Raw genomic sequence first — 18,355 nt, forward strand, 5'->3', positions numbered from 1 at the left:
GCCAAAGCCAAAGCCAAAGCCAAAGCCAAATCCAAAGCCAATGCCATAGCAAAAGCCAAAGCCAAAGCCAAAGCCAAAGCCAAAGCCAAAGCATCCCTTCACCGCGGTCCTCAACCAACCGCGGTGCTTTTTCCAGACCAGAGGCCACACATGAAAGACCTTCCCCTGCAGGGACTACGCATCCTTGCCGTCGAACAATACGGTGCCGGCCCCTATGGTTCGATGCACCTGGCCGACCTCGGCGCCGAAGTCATCAAGATCGAATCCCCGCCGGGCGGCGATGTATCGCGCGCCACCGGTCCGTACTTCCTGGGCGAAGGCGACAGCCTGTTCTTCCAGACCTTCAACCTCAACAAGCGCTCGCTGCGGCTGGACCTGAAAGCCGCCGAAGGCCGCGAGGTGTTTGAGAAGCTGGTCGCCAGCGCCGATGCCGTGCTCAACAACCTGCGCGGTGACCAGCCCGGCAAACTCGGTCTGGACTACGCCACGCTCAGCAAGCTCAACCCGAAGATCGTCTGCGCCCACCTGTCCGCCTATGGCCGCGACAACGAGCGCGCCGCATGGCCGGGCTACGACTACCTGATGCAGGCCGAAGCCGGCTTCATGGCGCTCACCGGTGAGCCGGATGCACCGCCAGCACGCTTCGGCCTGTCCATGGTCGATTTCATGACCGGCACCACCCTGTCGATGGGCCTGCTGGCCGCCATCATCGGCGCCATGCGTACCGGCCAGGGCCGCGATGTCGATGTCAGTCTGTTCGACGTGGCCCTGCACCAGCTCAGCTATCCCGCGACCTGGTACCTCAACGAAGGCCACCGCACTGAGCGCCTGTCGCGCAGCGCGCACCCGTCCACCGTGCCGTGCCAGGTCTATCGCACCGCCGACGGCTGGGTGATGGTGATGTGCATGCTGGAGAAGTTCTGGCAAATCTTCGTCGAAGGCATCGGCAACCCGGCCTGGGCCGCCGAGCCGCGCTTTGCCAACTTCGCCTCGCGTCGCGATGTGCGCGAGGAGCTGACCGTGCTGGTCGATGCCATCCTCAGCACCCAGCCGAGCGCGCACTGGACCCAGCTGTTCGCCGGACGCATTCCGATCGCGCCGGTGCTGGATATCGCCCAGGCACTGGACAACCCCTATGTGCGCGACGTCGACATGCTGCAGGATGTCGAGCATGCAAAGGGCACGCAGCGCCTGCTGCGCAACCCGATCAAGCTCGACGGCCAGCGCCTGAGCGGCGCCGCTTGCCCGCCGCTCAACGCCGATGCCGACGCGCTGCTGCGCGAGCTGGGCTACAACGATGCAGACCGCGCGCGCCTGCTGGGCGCGTGAGGCAACGGAGCCGATGATGAAGCTTGAAGGTGTACGCGTACTTGATCTGTCGCTGTTCCTGCCGGGGCCGCACCTGACCATGGTGATGGCCGACCACGGCGCCGACGTGATCAAGATCGAACCGCCCAGCGGCGAACCGGTACGCGAGGTCGGCCTGAAGCAGGCGGGGGCCAGCACCTGGTTCCGCAACACCCATCGCGGCAAACGCTGCATCGTGCTGGATCTGAAAAGCGCCGACGGCAAGGCGGCGTTCGCCAGACTGGTGGCGTGGGCCGATGTGGTGGTGGAAGCGTTCCGCCCCGGCGTCGCCAAGCGCCTTGGCATCGACTACGCCAGCTGCAGGGCGATCAATCCCAAGCTGGTGTACTGCTCGATCAGCGCCTTCGGCCAGACCGGCCCCAAGGTCAACCGCCCCGCCCACGATCTGGCCATGCAGGCCGATACCGGCGTGGTCAGCCTGAACCGCGCGCCGGATGGCACCCCGGCCATGCCGCATATGCCGGTGGCCGACATGGCCGGCTCGTTGATGGCGTTGAATGGCATCCTGATGGCCTTGTTCCGCCGTGAGCGCACGGGCGAGGGCGATTACATCGACCTGTCGATGCAGGACGCGCTGATGGCCTGGTTGCCGAACGTGCTGGGCCCGCCGTTCGCGCTGGGCCGCGATCCGGTGATCAAGGAAGAGCGCAGCTGGGGCGGCAATGCGCTGTACAAGCTCTACCGCTGCGCCGACGACCGTTGGATCGCGCTGGGCGGTGCCGAGCACAAGTTCGCCGAAAACCTGCTCAATGCGCTGGGCCGCGCCGACCTGATCCACCTCTGCCACCTGCCACCGGGCAGTGGCCAGGACCCGGTCAAGGACTTCCTGGCCGAAACCTTTTCCCGCCGCACCCTGGTGGAATGGACGCTGTTCCTGCACGACATCGACGTGTGCTGGGCGCCAGTGAAAACGCTGACCGAAGCCTTCAATGATCCGCATACGCGCGCGCGTGAGATGGTCTGGACCGATGCGCAGGGTGGTACCCACCTGGGCATACCGATCAAGTTCGCCAACGAGCCGGGGCGGATCAACCCGCAGCTGGATGACGTCGGTCAGTCCACCGCAGCCGTTCTGGCAGAACTAGGTCTCTAGCAAGCATAAAGGCGCTGCAAGAACCTTCTCCCTCCCTTGCGCGACGCGCAGGGGAGGGTTGGGGAGGGGGGCTTTTGATTCAAACCCCACCCAAAAAACTCAGGCGTCGCTGCCAATATCGCTGGTTTCATCGGTCACGCTGGCTGCATGGCGGCGGCGCTGCGCGATCTGCCGCGACTTGGCCTCGATGGCCTCGTTGTCGCGCTTGTTCTTGCGGTACAGCGCATAGCCGATCAGGCCCAGGCCAACGGCCGCAACGGCGACGGTAGCGGTGGGGTTGCGCTTGGCGACGCGGGTGACGGCACGGCCACCGGTCTTCATCGCACCAATGGCGGCACCGGTCTTGAGCCATTCGGCGGCGCTGGAACCACCGTGCTTGATGTTGCCACCGGCGCTGTTGACCAGTTCCAGTGCACGCTCCAGTGCCGGGCCGGTGATATCGCTGAACTTGCTCATGTGGGGACTCCATGTAGATGAGGGCCAGACCCTCATTCTTACCAGAGGGCCGTGTACGGGATGTTAGCCGGGAAGGGTTGAGCATTGTTGTGGAAGGCTGAAGCTGAAGTAACGAGCACTGCGAACGTCAAAGCTACCCCTCCCCAACCCTCCCCTTGCCTGCGGCAAAGGGAGGGAGCCAAAACGGCTGCGCTGCATCTGACAGGTTGCCAGGACCCACCCCCTCCCTTGCGCGCAGCGCAGGGGAGGGTTGGGGAGGGGTGCTTTTGTGTTTGCTCTCGCTCTCGCTTCTGCTTTTGCCAAACCCCAGTCACGTCCCCCGCGGCTTCGCTCTATGCGTGGCGGTAGCGCTCCACGGATCATCCGGCCACGGATGCCGCGGATAGCGCCCCTTCATCTCTTTCTTGACCTCCGCATAGGTGTTCTGCCAGAAGTTGCGCAGGTCACCGGTCACCTGCAAAGGCTTTCCACCCGGCGACAGCAGATGCAACAACAGCGGCACACGCCCATCGGCAATGCGCGGGGTATCAGCCAGGCCAAACAGCTCCTGCAGCTTCACCGCCAGTACCGGTGGGCGCGGATTGACGCCGTCATCATCCAGCGCGTATTCGATGCGCCGTTCCATTCCAGAAGGCACGCTGATACGGGTCGGCGCATGACGATCCACCAGCTGCCGCTTGCTCCAGTCGATGCCGGACTTCAGTGCCTCGCCCAGCTCTTCCTCGGACAAGGCTTCCAGCCGCGTCTTGCCGTTGAATGCTGGCAGCAGCCAATCATCCAGTGTCTCAAGCAAGGCCGTGTCGGATAGATCGGGCAGCTCCAGTTCCGGCATCCACTTTCTGAGTCCCATCACCCGCCAGCGCCATTGCTGCAGGTTTTCGGTCCAGGGCAAAGCGTCCAGCCCCAGTTCGCGCACCGCATCGGTAAGCGCGCGTGCGGCGCGCGCCGGGTCCACCTGGCCGGCCGGGCGGCTGTCCAGCACGATGCGCTCGAAGCTGGATTCGCGACGTGCTTCCAATGCACGCTTGGTGCTGTTCCAGCGCACTACGTCCTGGGTCTTGAAGCGCTGGGAGAAGTCGCGACGCAGGCGATGTTCGTCCACCGGAGCTGCGCGCAGGATCAAGGCATCGCGCGGGTCATGGCGCAGTTCGCTGATCACCAGCCAGGGTTCGCCGCGCAGGTCGCTGTTGTCGAATTGGCGTGCGCTGCGGCCATTGGCCAGCTGGTAGCGCTGTGGATCGTTGGGGTGCTGGCTGGCAATGCGGTCGGGGAAGGCATGGGCGAGCAGGTCGCCGAGCTCATGCGCTTCGATATCGGCTGGCGGCGTCGCATCGCAACGCAGGCGACGGCGCCATTGTTTGGCGGCGGCATCAATCGCAGCCAGTCCACCGCGATTGGCGTCGTAAGGCGCACGGCCATTGCGGAAGGCTGCCAGTGCGCGCCAACGTGCGGCGAGTGCATCACCGCCCTGGCGCAATGGGTCACGGGCTTCCAACAGGGCGGCTATATCTGCCGCCAAGGCCTGCTCGCGCGGATTGCCGGCAGACAGCAGCATCGCCGCCATGCGCGGATGCGTGCCCATCGCCAGCATGCGTTTGCCCAATGCGGTGATGGTGTTGTCCGCACTCAAGGCGCCCAGCCGCTGAAGCAGTTCGCGCGCGGCCGAGAGTGCGCCGCTCGGCGGTGGATCGACGAAGCGCAGATCGTCGCTGCCCCAGGCCGCCAGTTCCAGCGCGAGCCCGGCCAGTTCCACCTGCGCCATTTCCGGGCGTCGCTGTGGCTCCAGTCGCTGTGATTGCGGCCATAGTCGCCACGCCCAACCGGAAGCAACGCGGCCAGCACGACCGGCACGCTGGTCGGCCGAGGCTTGCGAGATGGTCACCGCATCCAGCCGCGAGAAACCGCTGTTGGGGTCGTAGCGCGGCTCGCGCGCCAGGCCGGCATCAATCACCACACGCACGCCGGGCAGGGTGACCGAGGATTCGGCCACGTTGGTGGCCAGCACCACGCGGCGGCGGCCGTCGGGATCGGGCTGCAGCACGCGGGTCTGTTGTTCGATGGGCAGCTCGCCGTGGAGGGGGAGGACGTCATAGCCTTCTCCCGCCGGGAGAAGAGCCTGTCCCCGCGAAGGCGGGGATGGCCGAACGCCGGATGAGGGTGCGGGCGAAGCCTCCGGCAATGGGACAGAGCGGGTGGCTGCGCCACCTACCCTCTCCCCAACCCCTCCCCCTGAGGGGGAGGGACTCAAAGCGGCCTGCACTCTGGCAATCTCGCGCTGCCCTGGCAGGAACACCAGCACGTCGCCGGGATGCTGGGCCACGGCCTGTTCCACCGCGCGGCGGGTCTGCGCTTCCAAGGCCTCGTCACGCCGTGCCGGGAAGTGGCTGACGTCTACCGGGTAGCTGCGGCCTTCGCTGGACAGGCGCGGGGCGTCCAGGAACTGCGCCAGCCGCTCACCGTCCAGGGTGGCCGACATCACCACGATGCGCAGGTCATCGCGCAGCTGCGATTGCACGTCCAGCGCCAATGCCAGGCCGAGGTCGGCCGACAGGTGGCGTTCGTGGAATTCGTCGAACAGCACCGCACCCACACCTTCCAGCAGCGGGTCGTCCTGCAGCATGCGGGTCAGGATGCCTTCGGTGACCACCTCGATGCGGGTACGCGCCGAGACCTTGTTCTCGAAGCGGATGCGGTAGCCAACGGTCTCGCCGACGGGTTCGCCCAGCTGCCGGGCCATGAAGGTGGCAGCGCTGCGTGCCGCCACCCGGCGCGGCTCCAGCATGATGATCTTGTTGCCCTGCAGCCACGGCGCGTCCAGCAGCGCCAGCGGCACCTGGGTGGTCTTGCCGGCGCCGGGCGGCGCTTCCAGCACCAGCCGCGGCTGCGTGGCCAGCTGCCGGAGGATGTCGGGGAGCAGGGGAGTGATGGGGAATGCAGTTGCCATCGGCGCATTGTAGAAGCCACACGCTGCAGGCGGTGCGCGGACTCCGTAGCCCGGGTAAGCGCAGCGCACCCGGGGCTCTTCGCGGAGTCATCGGGTACCTCGCACAGAGCCCCCGGGTGCGCTGCGCTTACCCGGGCTACGGGGCTCCGTTCATGCTGCACAGGGCTCGCCTGCGGCCAAACCTCTACAATTCCCAGTTTCCGCCTCACCGCACCCAGCTCAATGCAACTGATCGACATCGGCGCCAACCTCACCCACGAATCCTTTGATCGCGACCTGGACGCGGTGCTGGAGCGCGCCAAAGCCGCCGGCGTGGTGCAGATGGTGATCACCGGTGCCAGCCGTGAGCACTCGCCGATGGCCTTGGCGCTGGCGCAGCGACACCCCGGCTTCCTGTACGCCACTGCTGGCGTGCATCCGCACCACGCCAGCGAGTACACCGACGAATGCGATGCGGAAATGCGCGCACTGCACGCACACCCGGAAGTGGTGGCGGTGGGCGAATGTGGCCTGGATTTCAATCGCGATTTCTCGCCGCGCCCGGCCCAGCGCAAGGCCTTCGAACGCCAGCTGCAGATCGCCAGCGAGAACGGCAAGCCGCTGTTCCTGCACCAGCGCGATGCGCACGATGATTTCATCGCGATGATGAAGAACTTCGACGGCAAGCTTGGCCCGGCAGTGGTGCACTGCTTCACCGCCGAGCGTCGTGAGTTGTTCGATTACCTGGACCGTGACTGGTACATCGGCATCACCGGCTGGCTCTGCGATGAGCGCCGCGGTGCGCACCTGCGTGAACTGGTCAAGCACATCCCGGCCGAGCGCCTGATGATCGAGACCGATGCGCCCTACCTGCTGCCGCGCACGATGCGGCCGCTGCCCAAGGACCGCCGCAACGAGCCGGCCTTCCTGTCGCATATCGTCGAGGAACTGGCCCGCGACCGTGGCGAAGACGTGGCATTGACTGCTGCCAACGCCACCGCTGCAACCCGTACCTTCTTCCGCCTGCCGCCAGTGTGAAACGGGGGCTGCAATGCAGCCCCGCCTGATCAGCGCTTGACCAGTTCCACCCGCCGGTTGCTGGCGCGGCCGGCCTCGCTGGCGTTGTCGGCGACCGGTTTGTCCTGGCCCCAACCACGCGCCTGCAGCCGTGCCGGTGCGATGCCGGCGGTGGCAAGGCTGGCCACCACCGAAGCGGCGCGGGCGTCGGACAGTTGCTGGTTGTGTGCCGCATTGCCGCTGTTGTCGGTGTGGCCCTCCACCGACAACTGCAATGCAGGGTCCTGCTTGAGCACGGCCAGCACCTGCTCCAGCTGTGGCTGCGAGTCGGGCAGGATCTGCGCCTGGTCGGTGGCGAAGTTGACCTGGATGGCGACCCGCCCCTGGCTATCAAGCTGCTGCTTCAACGCCGCTGCGGGCAGCAGGGCCGCGGTCTGCTGCAAGCCCTTGCGCTCAACCACCACCCAGCCTGCGCTCAGGTACTCCAGCCGGGCATGTACCCAGATCTGGCGACCGTCGGGCAGATCGGCGCGGTAGACCACCAGGTCGAAATCATCCCAGTTGTAGCCGGCGCTGCCCGAATAGGCTGAACGCACCGACTCCGGTACCGACTCGGCCTGGGCTTTCGGAATGCGGCCATCGAACACCTTGGTTGCGTTGACCGTTGCCATCATCGCCTCGAGGTTGCGGCGTACCTCTTGCAGCGAATACGCGCGCTCGGGCTTGTCGAAATCGGCCGCCCAGAGCTTGCCTTCAACCTGCTCGAAGTGATCACCGGTCCAGAAGGGGAAACGGTCGAAGTCACGCTGGAGCGGCTTGTTGCGGTCGTTGTAGCCGGCCGGCAGGCTGAGATGGGGAAAACTGTCGGACCAATGGGCGGTCGGCGTGAACGGCACTTCTTCCAGTACCACCATGCCGGCATGCAGGTCATCCAGCGAAAGCTGCACCCAGATGTTGCGCTGGGGCTGGCGGATCACCCATACCGAGGTGGGGGCGTCGGCGCCGTTGTTGACCGCATCGATGAAGCCGCCGCCAATCTCATCCTCCAGCTGCGGCCCGTAGTAGATATCACGGTGCTCGGGGCCTTCAAATACCTTGCTGGCACCGGCGGCGCTGAGCAGGGTATCGAGATTGCGCTCCAGCTCCAGCGCGGAGAAGCTCTTGCCCGCACTGCTGGGGACCACGATCTGCGCAGACCAGCTGGGGCCTTCCACCCAATGCACGCCTTCGCCCATGCGCAGCGGAAAGCGCGCCCAGGCACGCACATGGGGCGCATTGAGGGGTTCATAACCCTGCGGCAGGCCGAAGAAAGGCAGCGCGCCGAGTGGCTTGTCGGTCGTGGCGATGCGGCTGATATCGAAGGGCACCACGGCGACGGGCTTGCCCTCGCGGTCCTGCAGGCCGCCGACAGTGGCCGCGGCCGCGTTGTCGGTTGCCGCCGGCGTCGTGTCGACGACAGCGGCCGGTGTCGTTGCGGCAGCGTTTGTTTCAGGCTCGCTGCGGCTGCAGGCCAGCAGCAACATGCTTACGGCGCAGCCCAAGGCCAGCGCTGGGTACTTTTTCATCTCGATCCTTCGCGTGTACATCCCCTGTAGCGGCGAAGATAAACCACCGCGGTGAACGCTGCATGCGCTCACCGCGGTGGCAGTTCAGCCGGCGCGCTGTGCCTCGTAGGCCTGCAGGTGGCAATACGCGGCCTGCAGCAGCGGCGCGGACTGGCCGGCGGCAAGCGCGCGGCCCAGCATGTCACCGACGATATGTGCCGCTTCCACCCGCTGCCCCGCCTCCAGGTCGCGCAGCATCGAGGCCTTGATCGGTGAGCCTGGCTTGGTGATGGCGCCCAGTGCAATTTCCTGTGCCTTCGCTGGAATCGGCTGCCCGGCCTGTGTGGCCACGGCCAGGCACTCGTCGTACAGGGCCTGCATGAAGGCAGTGCCGTGGTCGCTGGCGACGATAGTGCCAACGTCGGCGCGCATCAGGCAGGTGCCGGCGGCCAACGCGGTCAGGAAGGTGTATTTGATCCATTGCTCCAGGGCGATATCGGCCGAGGCGACATGGTCGATGCCGGCCTGTTCGCAGGCCTTGGCAAGTGCGCTGACGCGGGCGCTGTCGGTGTCGCCATCACGTTCGCCGAAGGTCAGCTTGGCCGGCTTGTCCAGGTGCAGAACCGCGCCATCGTCGGCCTTGGTTGCACTGATGAAGCACAGCCCGCCAAGCACGTGCTCGCGCCCGAAGCGCGAGTCCAGTGCGGTGTAGTGGCGCAGGCCGTTGAGGATGGGAAGCACCGTGGTGTTGGCACCTACTGCCGGTGCGATGGCCTCGATCGAGCTGTCCAGGTCATAGGCCTTGCAGCTGAGGATGACCAGATCGAAGGGGCGCTGCTGCGCAAGCTGCGGCAGTGCGTCGGCGGTGACGTGGGCGACCGCGAAGGCGGCATCGCCGAGCGGGCTGCGGATCACCAGGCCATCGCGGTCCAGCTGCGCGGCGCGGTTGGGCCGCACCAGGAAGGTGACATCAACACCGGCCTGGGCCAGCCGGCCACCAAAGTAACCGCCAGTGCCACCGGCACCGAGAATCAGGATGCGCATCAGCTTGGATATCCATCAACGAAGGGGAGTGAAGACATCATAGGTGTTCGGGGTGCGGGTGATGTTGTGGGAGCGGCGTAAGCCGCGAAGCTGTTGCCCCCTCCCTTTGCCGAAGGCAAGGGGAGGGTTGGGGAGGGGGTGTGCTTTTGGCTTTTGGATCTTTTGCTTCGCGGCTTACGCCGCTCCCACAAGAACCAAAGCAAAGAGCCAAGAAAAAAGGCGCCTTTCGGCGCCTTCTTTCAGCTGCGCAGGCCTACGCCCCGTCGCAACAGCCACAGGGCCAATGCGGTGAGCGCGCCAACAAAGCCCAGCATCAATGCATACGACACCCACAACGGCACGTCGCTGCTGCCCAGCAGGCCGTAGCGGAACGCATTGACCATGTAGAAGATTGGATTGGCATGGGTCATCGCCTGTGCCCAACCCGGCAACAAGGTCACCGAGTAGAACACGCCGCCCAGGTAGGTCAGCGGGGTCAGGATGAAGGTCGGTACGATCGCCACGTCATCGAACTTCTTGGCGTAGACGGCATTGATGAAGCCGGCCAGCGAGAAGATGGTCGCGCCCAGCAGCACCGTGCTCAGCGTCACAAGCGGATGCGGGATGCGCACCGGGGTGAAGAACATGGCGATGATCAGCACGATCACGCCCACCATCAGGCCACGCAGCACGGCGCCGGCCACATAACCCCACAGGATCACCCAGTTCGGCATCGGGCTGACCAGCAGTTCCTCGACATGGCGGCCGAACTTGGCGCCGAAGAACGAGGAGCTGATGTTGCCGTAGCTGTTCTGGATCACGCTCATCATCACCAGGCCCGGCACGATGAACTGCATGTAGCTGTAGCCGCCCATCTGCCCGATCTTGGAGCCGATCAGGCCGCCGAAGATCAGGAAGTACAGGGTCATGGTGATGGCCGGCGGCACCAGGGTCTGGCCCCAGATGCGCAGGATGCGGTTGACCTCGCGGCGAACGATGGTGCCCAGCGCCACCCAGTTGCGGCTGCTGTCGGTCACGGGAACGGGGGTACTCATGCGGCGCTGTTCTCCAGGTTGCCGGTGAGGCGCACGAACAGCTCCTCCAGGCGGTTGCTCTTGGTACGCATCGAACGCACGCGGATGCCGGCGGCATTGAGGGCGTCGAAAACACGGTTCAGGTCCATCGCGCGCGGCATGTCCAGGTCCAGCGTATGCGCGTCGGTGGCGACCAGGGTGGCGCCTTCGATCTGCGGCAGCTGGGCGGGCAGTTCACCGTCGATATCGAACAGGAAGCCTTCCACGTCGAGCTTGGCCAGCAGACCGCGCATCGGGCCCTGCTCGACGATCTGGCCGTGGTTGATGATGGCCAGGTTGCGGCACAGCTGCTCGGCCTCTTCCAGGTAGTGCGTGGTGAGGATGATGGTGGTGCCGGCGGCGTTGATTTCCTGCAGCGTCTTCCACATGTCGCGGCGGATCTCGATATCCACGCCGGCGGTGGGCTCGTCGAGGATCAGCAGGCGCGGCTGGGTCATCATCGCGCGGGCGATCATCAGCCGGCGCTTCATGCCGCCGGACAGGGTGCGGCTCATCATCTGCGCCTTGTTCCACAGGTGCGCACGCTTGAGCTCCTGTTCGGCGCGGACCTCGGCTTCGGCACGCGGAATCCCGTAGAAGCCGGCGTAGTTGACCAGGATGTCGAAGGGCTTCTCGAACAGGTTGAAGTTGATTTCCTGCGGCACCAATCCGATCAGGCGCATGGTTGCGCTGCGGTTGGCCACCAGGTCACTGCCGAACACCTGTACCTGGCCTTCGCTCAGGTTCACCAGTGAGGAGACAATGCCGATCAGGGTCGACTTGCCGGCGCCATTGGGGCCGAGCAGGGCGAAAAAGTCGCCAGGGGCGACCTCCAGCGACACGCCCTTCAGGGCCTGTACGCCGTTGTCATAGGTCTTGCGCAGGTCGGTGATGCGCAGCGCAGCTGTGCTGGATGGGGTACGGGAGTCCAATCTCGGGCCTTCGCGCCGGGTACAGGCGTCGGATAAGTGCAGGCGGCTATTATAGGAGGCCCCGTGGTCCATACCCGGTTACACACTGTTCCCCTCCTGTGCCAATCCAATTCCCCCTCAAACTGGTCGGCCGGCACATGCTGGCGCCCAGCATCGGCCATTACCAGTTCGTCCGTGACGACGGCCAGCCGCTGGATTTCCTGCCTGGCCAGTTCATTCAGATTCACTTCGACTACGCCGACGGCACCCCGGCCAAGCGCAGCTACTCGTTGGCCACCATCCACGATCACGCGCTGGGCCCGGGCGATGCGGTGGAAATTGCGGTCAGCTTCGTCCCCGGCGGCGCCGCCACGGCCCTGTTCGAGGGCATGGAACTGGGCGACCACGTCAGCGGCAGCGGCCCGTTCGGACGTTTCTGCCTGCAGCCGGGCGACCACAATGCCCGCTACCTGCTGATCGCCACCGGCACCGGCGTCACCCCGTACCGCTCGATGTTGCCGCAGCTGCGCACCGCCATGCAGGAGCGCGGCGTGGAAGTGGTGTTGCTGCAGGGCGCGCGTACGCCGGAAGAACTGCTGTACAGCGACGACTTCTACGCCTTCGCCGCCGCCAACCCGGGTTTCCGCTACCTGCCCTGCCTGTCGCGCGAGCTGCCGGAAAACCCGCATGCCGATGTCCGCAAGGGCTATGTGCAACAGCAGCTGGCCGAGATCGCGCCGGACCCGGCCCGTGACATCGCCTACCTGTGCGGCAACCCGGACATGGTCGATACCTGCGTGGAAGCGCTGAAGCAGGCCGGTCTGCCGATGCCGCAGATTCGCCGCGAGAAGTACGTCAGCTCAGCCCCGCCGAAGCCTCCCATCGAGCGCAGCTGAGCAGCTTTCTGATTGGCGACACGCTTGCAGCATGCCGCCACGACAGCGCGTTGCGCCGGCTGCAAGGCGCGCAGCTGCGTTCCGGAACAAGCCCTTTGCCTGGCTGCAGCCGTGCAGCCGAGGCACAACGAAGGGGTGGCGTGGATGAGTGCCAAACGCTGCACGGCAGCGTGGGGCGTGTCTTGCCGCAAGAACTGATTGCTTCGAAACTGCCTCTTTGGAGGGAGGTTCATGCAGGACAACAGCGTCATCCATTTCATCAAGCCCTGTCGCCGCTTCGACGAGGGCCCCCGGCAACTGACGCCAGCCTATGCACGTGCACAGGCGGCACAGGGGCGCGTGGTGCAGGTGAACCTGGACAACTGCTCGTTGCAGAGGATGGAGCGGCTACCTGAAAAGCCCCGCCTGGAGGATGCCGAAGCGGTAGGCCTGCTGCCGTTGGTGGAGCTTCTGCAGAATGCGCCCCTGGCCTTGACTGCCATCGGTCTGCACGAAATGCCGGATCGCTGGGTAGGCGGTGCGATCAATGCCTATCAACGCTTCTGCGCGGCGTTCTGGCCCGGCCACCAGGACGATGCAGAGGCCACGCAGAGGACCTTCGATCCGTTGTCGACGGCTCGAACGCTGCAGTTCGGTGACCTGCCGGAGGGCTCCCGGCTTGTCTATGGCGGTGCGTATGTCGCCTTGTTGCAGATGCAGCGGATCAGCCACGGATTTCCTGCGATGGCAGATGCAAAGAAGTTCGAGGCCTATCTGCACAGCATCATCGGCTCGTTGAATATCGTCAGTGCCTTCGAGCTGGAGATTGCAAAGTATGCGTTCTGGACGCCTACCGAACCGGAGGTTCACAGGTTGCCGGACCGAGTGCGCTCGAGGCGCAGGGACATCGTGGAGAACTTCACCAAACTCCAGCGCAGCGTCGAAAAGTGCAGGTCTGCGGCACTCAACGGCGCGATCGATCTGCATTGGCTCAGCGGCGCAAATCTTGCCGAGGACATCGGCTTGAGCCTGGGACTCGGTGCTGTGCGGTTGCCGGTTGATGCGTGGGTGGGAACCAATGACGTCAAGCTTTATCGGATTTGCGAGGACATCCACTCTGTCAGCGGCTATGCATCAACAATGATGCGGCTTGCCACGGCCCGCGAGCCGGAAATGTCGCGATTCCGCTACTGGTCGGAGGTGGACCGCATGAGCAAGGACGTGATGCTGTATCGCGCGCAGACCCAAACGGATGAAGGCCAGGACCGGCTGGGAAGGATCGATGCTGCTGCTGCCCTGCTGGAGGGAGAGTTGCGACAGCTGCTGGTGGCTGGCAATCGGTGAGGGTGCGGAAACAGTGGCTGGCCTGTTGCTGGCGATGTAAAGGAAGCTTGACATTGGTCGGCGCGTAGCGGCAGGATGTGTCAAGCGTGCTTTACAGGAGTTGGGCCATGCGTTGTTGCAGTTGTCTTGTTTGTTCCGTGGCAACGGACTCCGTTGCCAGCCGGCGTGTCGGCAACCGGCGTGCTGTTCATCGGCATGCTGTCAGCCGGTTTGTTGCCGCACCGCGCGGCCTACAACTGCTGCCGCAGGGGACGGGCCGATGAGCCGCAATTTTTGGACGCTCGGCATGCTGATCGCCGCCGCTGCATTCACCTTGGTCGCATGCGCGCTGCTGCTGTGGCAGCCGATGGGCGCGCAGCCGCAAGTCAGCGGCATCCTGTTTGGTATCGCCCTGGGCCTGGCAATCGCAGCACTGCTGCGCTGGCTGATGCCCGCTGGCTGCGATGCCGCACCGGCCAAGCTGCGCAAGCGCTATACCCGCGAGGTGATGCTGGCGATGGGCGGCTATGTGGTGTTGCTGGTGCTGTCGATCCTGCTGCTCAAGCGGGTCGAGGACGGCCCGCTGCGCGCCTTGATCGCCTTGTTGCCGGTGCCACCGATGATGCTGGTGCTGCGGGCGATGATCCGCTACATCCGCGATGCCGATGAGCTGCAACAGCGCATCGAACTGGAGGCGGTGAGCTTTGCTACGGCGTTCGTTTCGTTGATCTACCTGACAGGCGGATTCCTGCAGTCGGCCAAGGTCATCGATGTGCCGTCCAACGTGGCGATGATCTGGGTGTTCCCCTTTGTCTGCCTGTCATACGGGCTGGCCAAGGCCGTGGTCGCACGGCGCTATCACTGAGCCGCGGCGATGGATAACCGATTGCGCGAGCTGCGCGAAGGCAAGGGCTGGTCGCAGGGTGAACTGGCCGAGCAGCTGGAGGTTTCCCGACAGACGGTCAATGCACTGGAGACCGGCAAGTACGACCCCAGCCTGCCGCTGGCGTTTCGCATTGCCCGGCTGTTTGAAAGCCGGATTGAAGATATTTTCTTTCCTGAAGTCACATAGCTGCCGCGCCCGCGTCTGGATGCAGGCAGATCCGTTTTTTCCTTGAACCGTGAGGGGCTGTTCCGATGATGTCCCGCAAGACCCAAACCATCCTCGCCCTGGCCGTGATCGCCGGCATTGTCGGCTACCGCCTGGTGCGGTCACCCGATACGCCTGCGCCCGCTGCCGCCGGGGCCGCGCCCGTAACGGCTGTGGCCGGCAAGCCACAGACGCTGGGCAGCTTGAACTTCCAACCCTGCAGCCTGAGCTCGGACGGCAGCCACGACAGCCTGGAAGCGCAGTGCGCCACGCTGGAAGTGCCGGAAGACCGGGCCAATCCGCAGGGCCGCAAGATCGCGCTGAACATCGCCTGGGTCTCACCGGAGAAGGAAACCGACCTGCAGCCGGACCCGGTGTTCTTCCTCGCCGGTGGCCCCGGCCAGGCGGCGGTTGCCACCTATCCCCAGGTGGACGCGGCCTTCGCCGAGGTGCGCAAGCATCGCAACGTCATCCTGGTGGACCAGCGGGGTACCGGCAAGTCGAACCTGCTGGCCTGCGACACACCTGACGACGCCGACTTCAGCGCAACGGCGATGCAGGCGGCCGCGCAGAACTGCGCCACGCAGCTGTCGCAGAAGGCGGACCTGCGCTTTTACACCACCACCGATGCGGTGGCGGACCTGGATACCGTGCGCCAGGCCATTGGCGCTGCGCAGATCAACCTGGTCGGGGTCAGCTACGGCACACGCGTGGCCCAGCAGTACGCCATGCGCCATCCGCAGACCACGCGCAGCATCGTGCTCGACTCGGTGGTACCGAACAGCCTGCAGCTGGGCAATATCTTCGCGCGCAACCTGGATGATGCACTGGCGCTGCAGTTCGCCCAATGCACCAGGACCACCTCGTGCAAGGACAAGCTGGGTGACCCGCGTGCCGAGCTGGACGTGTTGCTGGCCAGGCTGCGCGCGCAGCCGGTAACGGTGCGGTACCGCGACGCCAGCACCGGCGAACAGCAGGAAGGCGAGCTGCGTGCAGAAACCGTTGCCGGCCTGGTGCGCATGTATGCCTACATGCCGGCTGCCGGCGCGTTGCTGCCCAAGCTCATCCATGAAGCCAATGGCGGTCGCTACGACAACCTGATGGCGCTGACGCAGATGCTGCAGGGCGAGATGAAGGACGCCATGGCGATGGGCATGCAGTTGTCGGTGGTGTGCAGCGAGGACGACGAAGGCATGGTTGCCAACGCAGGCGATGAAGACACCGTGCTCGGCAAGCAGATGGCCGAGTCCATGGCTGCGATGTGCGCCAGCTGGCGCAAGGGCACGGCGCCGGCCGACTTCCACAAGCCGCTGGCCGGCAAGGTGCCGGCGCTGGTGCTGGAAGGCGAGTTCGACCCGGTGACCCCGCCGCGCTACGGCGAGGAGGTGGTCAAGCACCTGGATAACGCACGCCTGTTCGTGCTGCGCGGCCAGGGCCACAACGTGATTGGCGCCGGCTGCATGCCCAAGCTGTTCGCGCAGTTCATCGAGAAGACCGACCCGAAGGCGCTCGACGGTGCCTGCCTTGAGAAGCTCAACTACGTGCCGCCGTTCACCAGCTTCAATGGCTGGGAACCGTGACATCACCGCATCACTGAGGAATCCGCTTCCATGATCGTTGCAGAACGACTCCGCAAGACCTTCCCCGGCAAGGGCAAGGACAAGACGCCAGTGATCGCCGTGGATGACGTGGGCTTCACCGCCCATGACGGCCAGATCACCGGCCTGCTCGGCCCCAACGGCGCCGGCAAGACCACCACCCTGCGCATGCTGTATACCTTGATGACGCCGGAGAGCGGCCGCGTGCTGGTCGATGGCGTCGACGCCGCCGTCGACCCGAATGCCGTGCGCCGCAGCCTCGGCGTATTGCCGGATGCACGCGGCGTGTACAAGCGCCTGACCGCCCGCGAGAACATCGACTACTTCGGTGAACTGCATGGCATGAGTTCGGCCGCCATCGTCGAGCGCACCGCGCGCCTGGCCAAGGCGTTGCAGATGGAGGATTTCCTCGATCGTGCCACCGAGGGCTTCAGCCAGGGCCAGCGCACCAAGACCGCCATCGCCCGGGCACTGATCCATGACCCGCGCAACGTCATCCTCGACGAGCCGACCAACGGCCTGGACGTGATGACCACCCGTGGCCTGCGTGGCTTCCTCAAGGAACTGCGCGAGGAAGGCCGCTGCGTGATTTTCTCCAGCCACATCATGCAGGAGGTCTCCGCGCTGTGTGACCGCATCGTGATCGTCGCGCAGGGCAGGGTGGTTGCCCAGGGCACACCGGAGGAACTGCGTGAGCAGGCCCATGAGAGCAACCTGGAAGACGCGTTCGTGAAACTGATCGGCAGCGAGGAGGGCCTGCACGCATGAGCCAGACTGGATATTTCCGCGCCATCTTCACGGTGATGCGCAAGGAGCTGCGTGATTTCGCCCGTGATCGCCGCACTTTCCTGTTGACGTTGTTGACCGCGCCGCTGCTGTACCCCTTGCTGTTCCTGGGCATGAACAAGCTCACCAACCTGCGTGCCGAGACGCAGTTGGAGAAGGACTTGAGCATCCCGGTGGTGGGCATTGCCCGTGCGCCGAACCTGGTCGCTTTCCTGGCCAGTCGCGGTATCAATGCCACCGAAGCACCGGCGGATATCGAAGCGCTGATCCGCAGCCAGCGCGAAGACCTCGCCCTGGTCATCGACGAGAACTTCGCTGCCGACTGGAAGGCCGGCAAACCCGCGAAGGTCGAAATTGTCGCCGATACCACGCGTCGTACCGGTGAGGTGCAGATCGCACGGGTCCGCAATGTGTTGTCGGCCTATGGGCAGTCGGTAGGTGCGTTGCGTTTGCTCGCACGTGGCGTCAATCCGGCGGTGGCCGCGCCGGTCAATGTCGGCACCCGCGATCTGGCAACGGCCGAAGCCAAGCGCGGCATCTTCCTGTCGGTGGTGCTGCCGTTGGTACTGATGCTGTTCGCCTTCATCGGCGGCTCGCACCTGGCCATGGACACCACTGCCGGTGAGCGCGAGCGGCAGTCGCTGGAGCCCTTGCTTGCCACGCCGGCAGCACGCGGCGCGCTGGTCAGCGGCAAGATGCTGGCTGCCGTGGTGTTGGGTCTGGCCTCGATGCTGTTGATCCTGGTGTCGTTCAAGATCAGTGCCAGCATTGGCGGCGGTGCGGCGCGCTCGCTGGACGTGAGCTTCGCGGCGATGGGCAAGCTGCTGGTGATCCTGCTGCCGCTGGTGCTGATCGGCACCGCGCTGCTGACCTGTCTGTCGGCCAGTTCCAAGAGCATGAAGGAAGCGCAGAGCCATATGGTCTGGCTGATGTTGCTGCCGATGCTGCCGGGCTATGCGCTGATGGCCTACCCGCTGAAGGACACCCAGCTGTGGCAGTACGCGGTGCCGTTCCTGTCGCAGAACCAGATGCTGGTGAAAGTGACGCGTGGCGAGATGCCCTCGGCCACCCAATGGGCGGTATACCTGACCGCCTCGGTACTGCTGGCAGTGTTGTTGTGGGCGGTCGCGGTATGGCGTTACCGGCAGGAGCGCCTGGCAATCTCCGGCTGATAGCGTTTTTCCTGTAGTGCCGAGCCATGCTCGGCATGCAGAACGAAGCAGCAATTTTCCATATATACAAAGGCCCGGATCGCTCCGGGCCTTTGCTTTTGCT

General features: G+C 65.0%; 16 protein-coding genes. 10 read left to right on the forward strand and 6 right to left on the reverse strand.

Annotated features, from left to right (window positions below; genetic code table 11):
• Positions 1-150: 150 nt before the first annotated feature.
• Complete coding sequence (locus ACVOLQ_RS01735; RefSeq protein WP_481526844.1) at positions 151-1,329, forward strand: CaiB/BaiF CoA transferase family protein; 1,179 nt, start codon at positions 151-153, stop codon at positions 1,327-1,329.
• Positions 1,330-1,345: 16 nt separating this feature from the next.
• Positions 1,346-2,461 carry a CaiB/BaiF CoA transferase family protein gene (locus tag ACVOLQ_RS01740; RefSeq protein WP_481526845.1) on the forward strand — a complete coding sequence of 372 codons (1,116 nt, stop codon included), beginning with the start codon at positions 1,346-1,348 and terminating at the stop codon, positions 2,459-2,461.
• Positions 2,462-2,560: 99 nt separating this feature from the next.
• On the opposite strand, the gene ACVOLQ_RS01745 is transcribed toward ACVOLQ_RS01740, so the two are convergent.
• Together ACVOLQ_RS01745 and hrpB are read right to left on the reverse strand one after the other, a co-directional pair.
• Positions 2,561-2,917, reverse strand: a complete 357-nt coding sequence (locus ACVOLQ_RS01745; RefSeq protein ID WP_282268299.1) for a hypothetical protein — start codon at positions 2,915-2,917, stop codon at positions 2,561-2,563.
• A 310-nt stretch (positions 2,918-3,227) separates the two neighbouring features.
• The gene (gene hrpB, locus ACVOLQ_RS01750) at positions 3,228-5,861 is read right to left on the reverse strand and encodes an ATP-dependent helicase HrpB (protein WP_481526846.1); all 2,634 of its coding nucleotides are present in this window, start codon (positions 5,859-5,861) and stop codon (positions 3,228-3,230) included.
• 222 nt (positions 5,862-6,083) lie between these two features.
• On the opposite strand from hrpB, the gene ACVOLQ_RS01755 reads away from it, so the two are divergent.
• Positions 6,084-6,878 carry a TatD family hydrolase gene (locus ACVOLQ_RS01755; RefSeq protein ID WP_481526847.1) on the forward strand — a complete coding sequence of 265 codons (795 nt, stop codon included), beginning with the start codon at positions 6,084-6,086 and terminating at the stop codon, positions 6,876-6,878.
• 29 nt (positions 6,879-6,907) lie between these two features.
• Here the strand turns inward: ACVOLQ_RS01755 and ACVOLQ_RS01760 are convergent, their stop codons facing one another.
• The 4 genes from ACVOLQ_RS01760 to ACVOLQ_RS01775 all read right to left on the reverse strand — a co-directional run bounded on the left by ACVOLQ_RS01760 (position 6,908) and on the right by ACVOLQ_RS01775 (position 11,429).
• Positions 6,908-8,422 carry an OmpA family protein gene (locus tag ACVOLQ_RS01760; RefSeq protein WP_481526848.1) on the reverse strand — a complete coding sequence of 505 codons (1,515 nt, stop codon included), beginning with the start codon at positions 8,420-8,422 and terminating at the stop codon, positions 6,908-6,910.
• 84 nt (positions 8,423-8,506) lie between these two features.
• On the reverse strand, positions 8,507-9,445 hold the full coding sequence (gene panE / locus ACVOLQ_RS01765; RefSeq protein WP_481526849.1) for a 2-dehydropantoate 2-reductase: 939 nt from the start codon (positions 9,443-9,445) through the stop codon (positions 8,507-8,509).
• Between the two features lie 239 nt (positions 9,446-9,684).
• Positions 9,685-10,479, reverse strand: coding sequence for an ABC transporter permease (locus ACVOLQ_RS01770; RefSeq protein ID WP_481526850.1), 795 nt, complete (start codon positions 10,477-10,479; stop codon positions 9,685-9,687).
• The gene (locus ACVOLQ_RS01775; RefSeq protein WP_313173244.1) at positions 10,476-11,429 is read right to left on the reverse strand and encodes an ABC transporter ATP-binding protein; all 954 of its coding nucleotides are present in this window, start codon (positions 11,427-11,429) and stop codon (positions 10,476-10,478) included. Before ACVOLQ_RS01775 ends, ACVOLQ_RS01770 begins: the two co-directional genes overlap by 4 nt.
• Before the next feature lie 98 nt (positions 11,430-11,527).
• Between ACVOLQ_RS01775 and ACVOLQ_RS01780 the strand changes: the two genes are divergently transcribed.
• The 7 genes from ACVOLQ_RS01780 to ACVOLQ_RS01810 all read left to right on the forward strand — a co-directional run bounded on the left by ACVOLQ_RS01780 (position 11,528) and on the right by ACVOLQ_RS01810 (position 18,252).
• On the forward strand, positions 11,528-12,304 hold the full coding sequence (locus tag ACVOLQ_RS01780) for a ferredoxin--NADP reductase (RefSeq protein WP_481526851.1): 777 nt from the start codon (positions 11,528-11,530) through the stop codon (positions 12,302-12,304).
• Between the two features lie 231 nt (positions 12,305-12,535).
• The gene (locus ACVOLQ_RS01785; protein WP_481526852.1) at positions 12,536-13,627 is read left to right on the forward strand and encodes a hypothetical protein; all 1,092 of its coding nucleotides are present in this window, start codon (positions 12,536-12,538) and stop codon (positions 13,625-13,627) included.
• 259 nt (positions 13,628-13,886) lie between these two features.
• Complete coding sequence (locus ACVOLQ_RS01790; protein ID WP_481526853.1) at positions 13,887-14,471, forward strand: hypothetical protein; 585 nt, start codon at positions 13,887-13,889, stop codon at positions 14,469-14,471.
• 9 nt (positions 14,472-14,480) lie between these two features.
• The gene (locus ACVOLQ_RS01795) at positions 14,481-14,678 is read left to right on the forward strand and encodes a helix-turn-helix transcriptional regulator (RefSeq protein WP_313173241.1); all 198 of its coding nucleotides are present in this window, start codon (positions 14,481-14,483) and stop codon (positions 14,676-14,678) included.
• 68 nt (positions 14,679-14,746) lie between these two features.
• Positions 14,747-16,276 (forward strand): alpha/beta fold hydrolase, encoded by a 1,530-nt coding sequence (locus ACVOLQ_RS01800; RefSeq protein WP_481526854.1) that lies wholly within the window; start codon positions 14,747-14,749, stop codon positions 16,274-16,276.
• Between the two features lie 30 nt (positions 16,277-16,306).
• Positions 16,307-17,062 carry an ABC transporter ATP-binding protein gene (locus ACVOLQ_RS01805; RefSeq protein WP_481526855.1) on the forward strand — a complete coding sequence of 252 codons (756 nt, stop codon included), beginning with the start codon at positions 16,307-16,309 and terminating at the stop codon, positions 17,060-17,062.
• Positions 17,059-18,252, forward strand: coding sequence for an ABC transporter permease (locus ACVOLQ_RS01810; RefSeq protein ID WP_481526856.1), 1,194 nt, complete (start codon positions 17,059-17,061; stop codon positions 18,250-18,252). The genes ACVOLQ_RS01805 and ACVOLQ_RS01810 overlap by 4 nt, the downstream gene beginning before the upstream one ends.
• Positions 18,253-18,355: the final 103 nt, after the last annotated feature.

The sequence above is a fragment of the Stenotrophomonas sp. STEN031 genome (genome assembly GCF_056759975.1).

Coding starts and splice junctions, on each gene's coding strand:
- ACVOLQ_RS01810 (WP_481526856.1), top strand. CDS start 17,059: ATGAGCCAGACTGGATATTTCCGCGCCATCTTCACGGTGATGCGCAAG.
- hrpB (WP_481526846.1), bottom strand. CDS start 5,861: ATGGCAACTGCATTCCCCATCACTCCCCTGCTCCCCGACATCCTCCGG.
- ACVOLQ_RS01770 (WP_481526850.1), bottom strand. CDS start 10,479: ATGAGTACCCCCGTTCCCGTGACCGACAGCAGCCGCAACTGGGTGGCG.
- ACVOLQ_RS01760 (WP_481526848.1), bottom strand. CDS start 8,422: ATGAAAAAGTACCCAGCGCTGGCCTTGGGCTGCGCCGTAAGCATGTTG.
- ACVOLQ_RS01785 (WP_481526852.1), top strand. CDS start 12,536: ATGCAGGACAACAGCGTCATCCATTTCATCAAGCCCTGTCGCCGCTTC.
- ACVOLQ_RS01745 (WP_282268299.1), bottom strand. CDS start 2,917: ATGAGCAAGTTCAGCGATATCACCGGCCCGGCACTGGAGCGTGCACTG.
- ACVOLQ_RS01740 (WP_481526845.1), top strand. CDS start 1,346: ATGAAGCTTGAAGGTGTACGCGTACTTGATCTGTCGCTGTTCCTGCCG.
- ACVOLQ_RS01790 (WP_481526853.1), top strand. CDS start 13,887: ATGAGCCGCAATTTTTGGACGCTCGGCATGCTGATCGCCGCCGCTGCA.
- panE (WP_481526849.1), bottom strand. CDS start 9,445: ATGCGCATCCTGATTCTCGGTGCCGGTGGCACTGGCGGTTACTTTGGT.
- ACVOLQ_RS01805 (WP_481526855.1), top strand. CDS start 16,307: ATGATCGTTGCAGAACGACTCCGCAAGACCTTCCCCGGCAAGGGCAAG.
- ACVOLQ_RS01755 (WP_481526847.1), top strand. CDS start 6,084: ATGCAACTGATCGACATCGGCGCCAACCTCACCCACGAATCCTTTGAT.
- ACVOLQ_RS01795 (WP_313173241.1), top strand. CDS start 14,481: ATGGATAACCGATTGCGCGAGCTGCGCGAAGGCAAGGGCTGGTCGCAG.
- ACVOLQ_RS01735 (WP_481526844.1), top strand. CDS start 151: ATGAAAGACCTTCCCCTGCAGGGACTACGCATCCTTGCCGTCGAACAA.
- ACVOLQ_RS01800 (WP_481526854.1), top strand. CDS start 14,747: ATGTCCCGCAAGACCCAAACCATCCTCGCCCTGGCCGTGATCGCCGGC.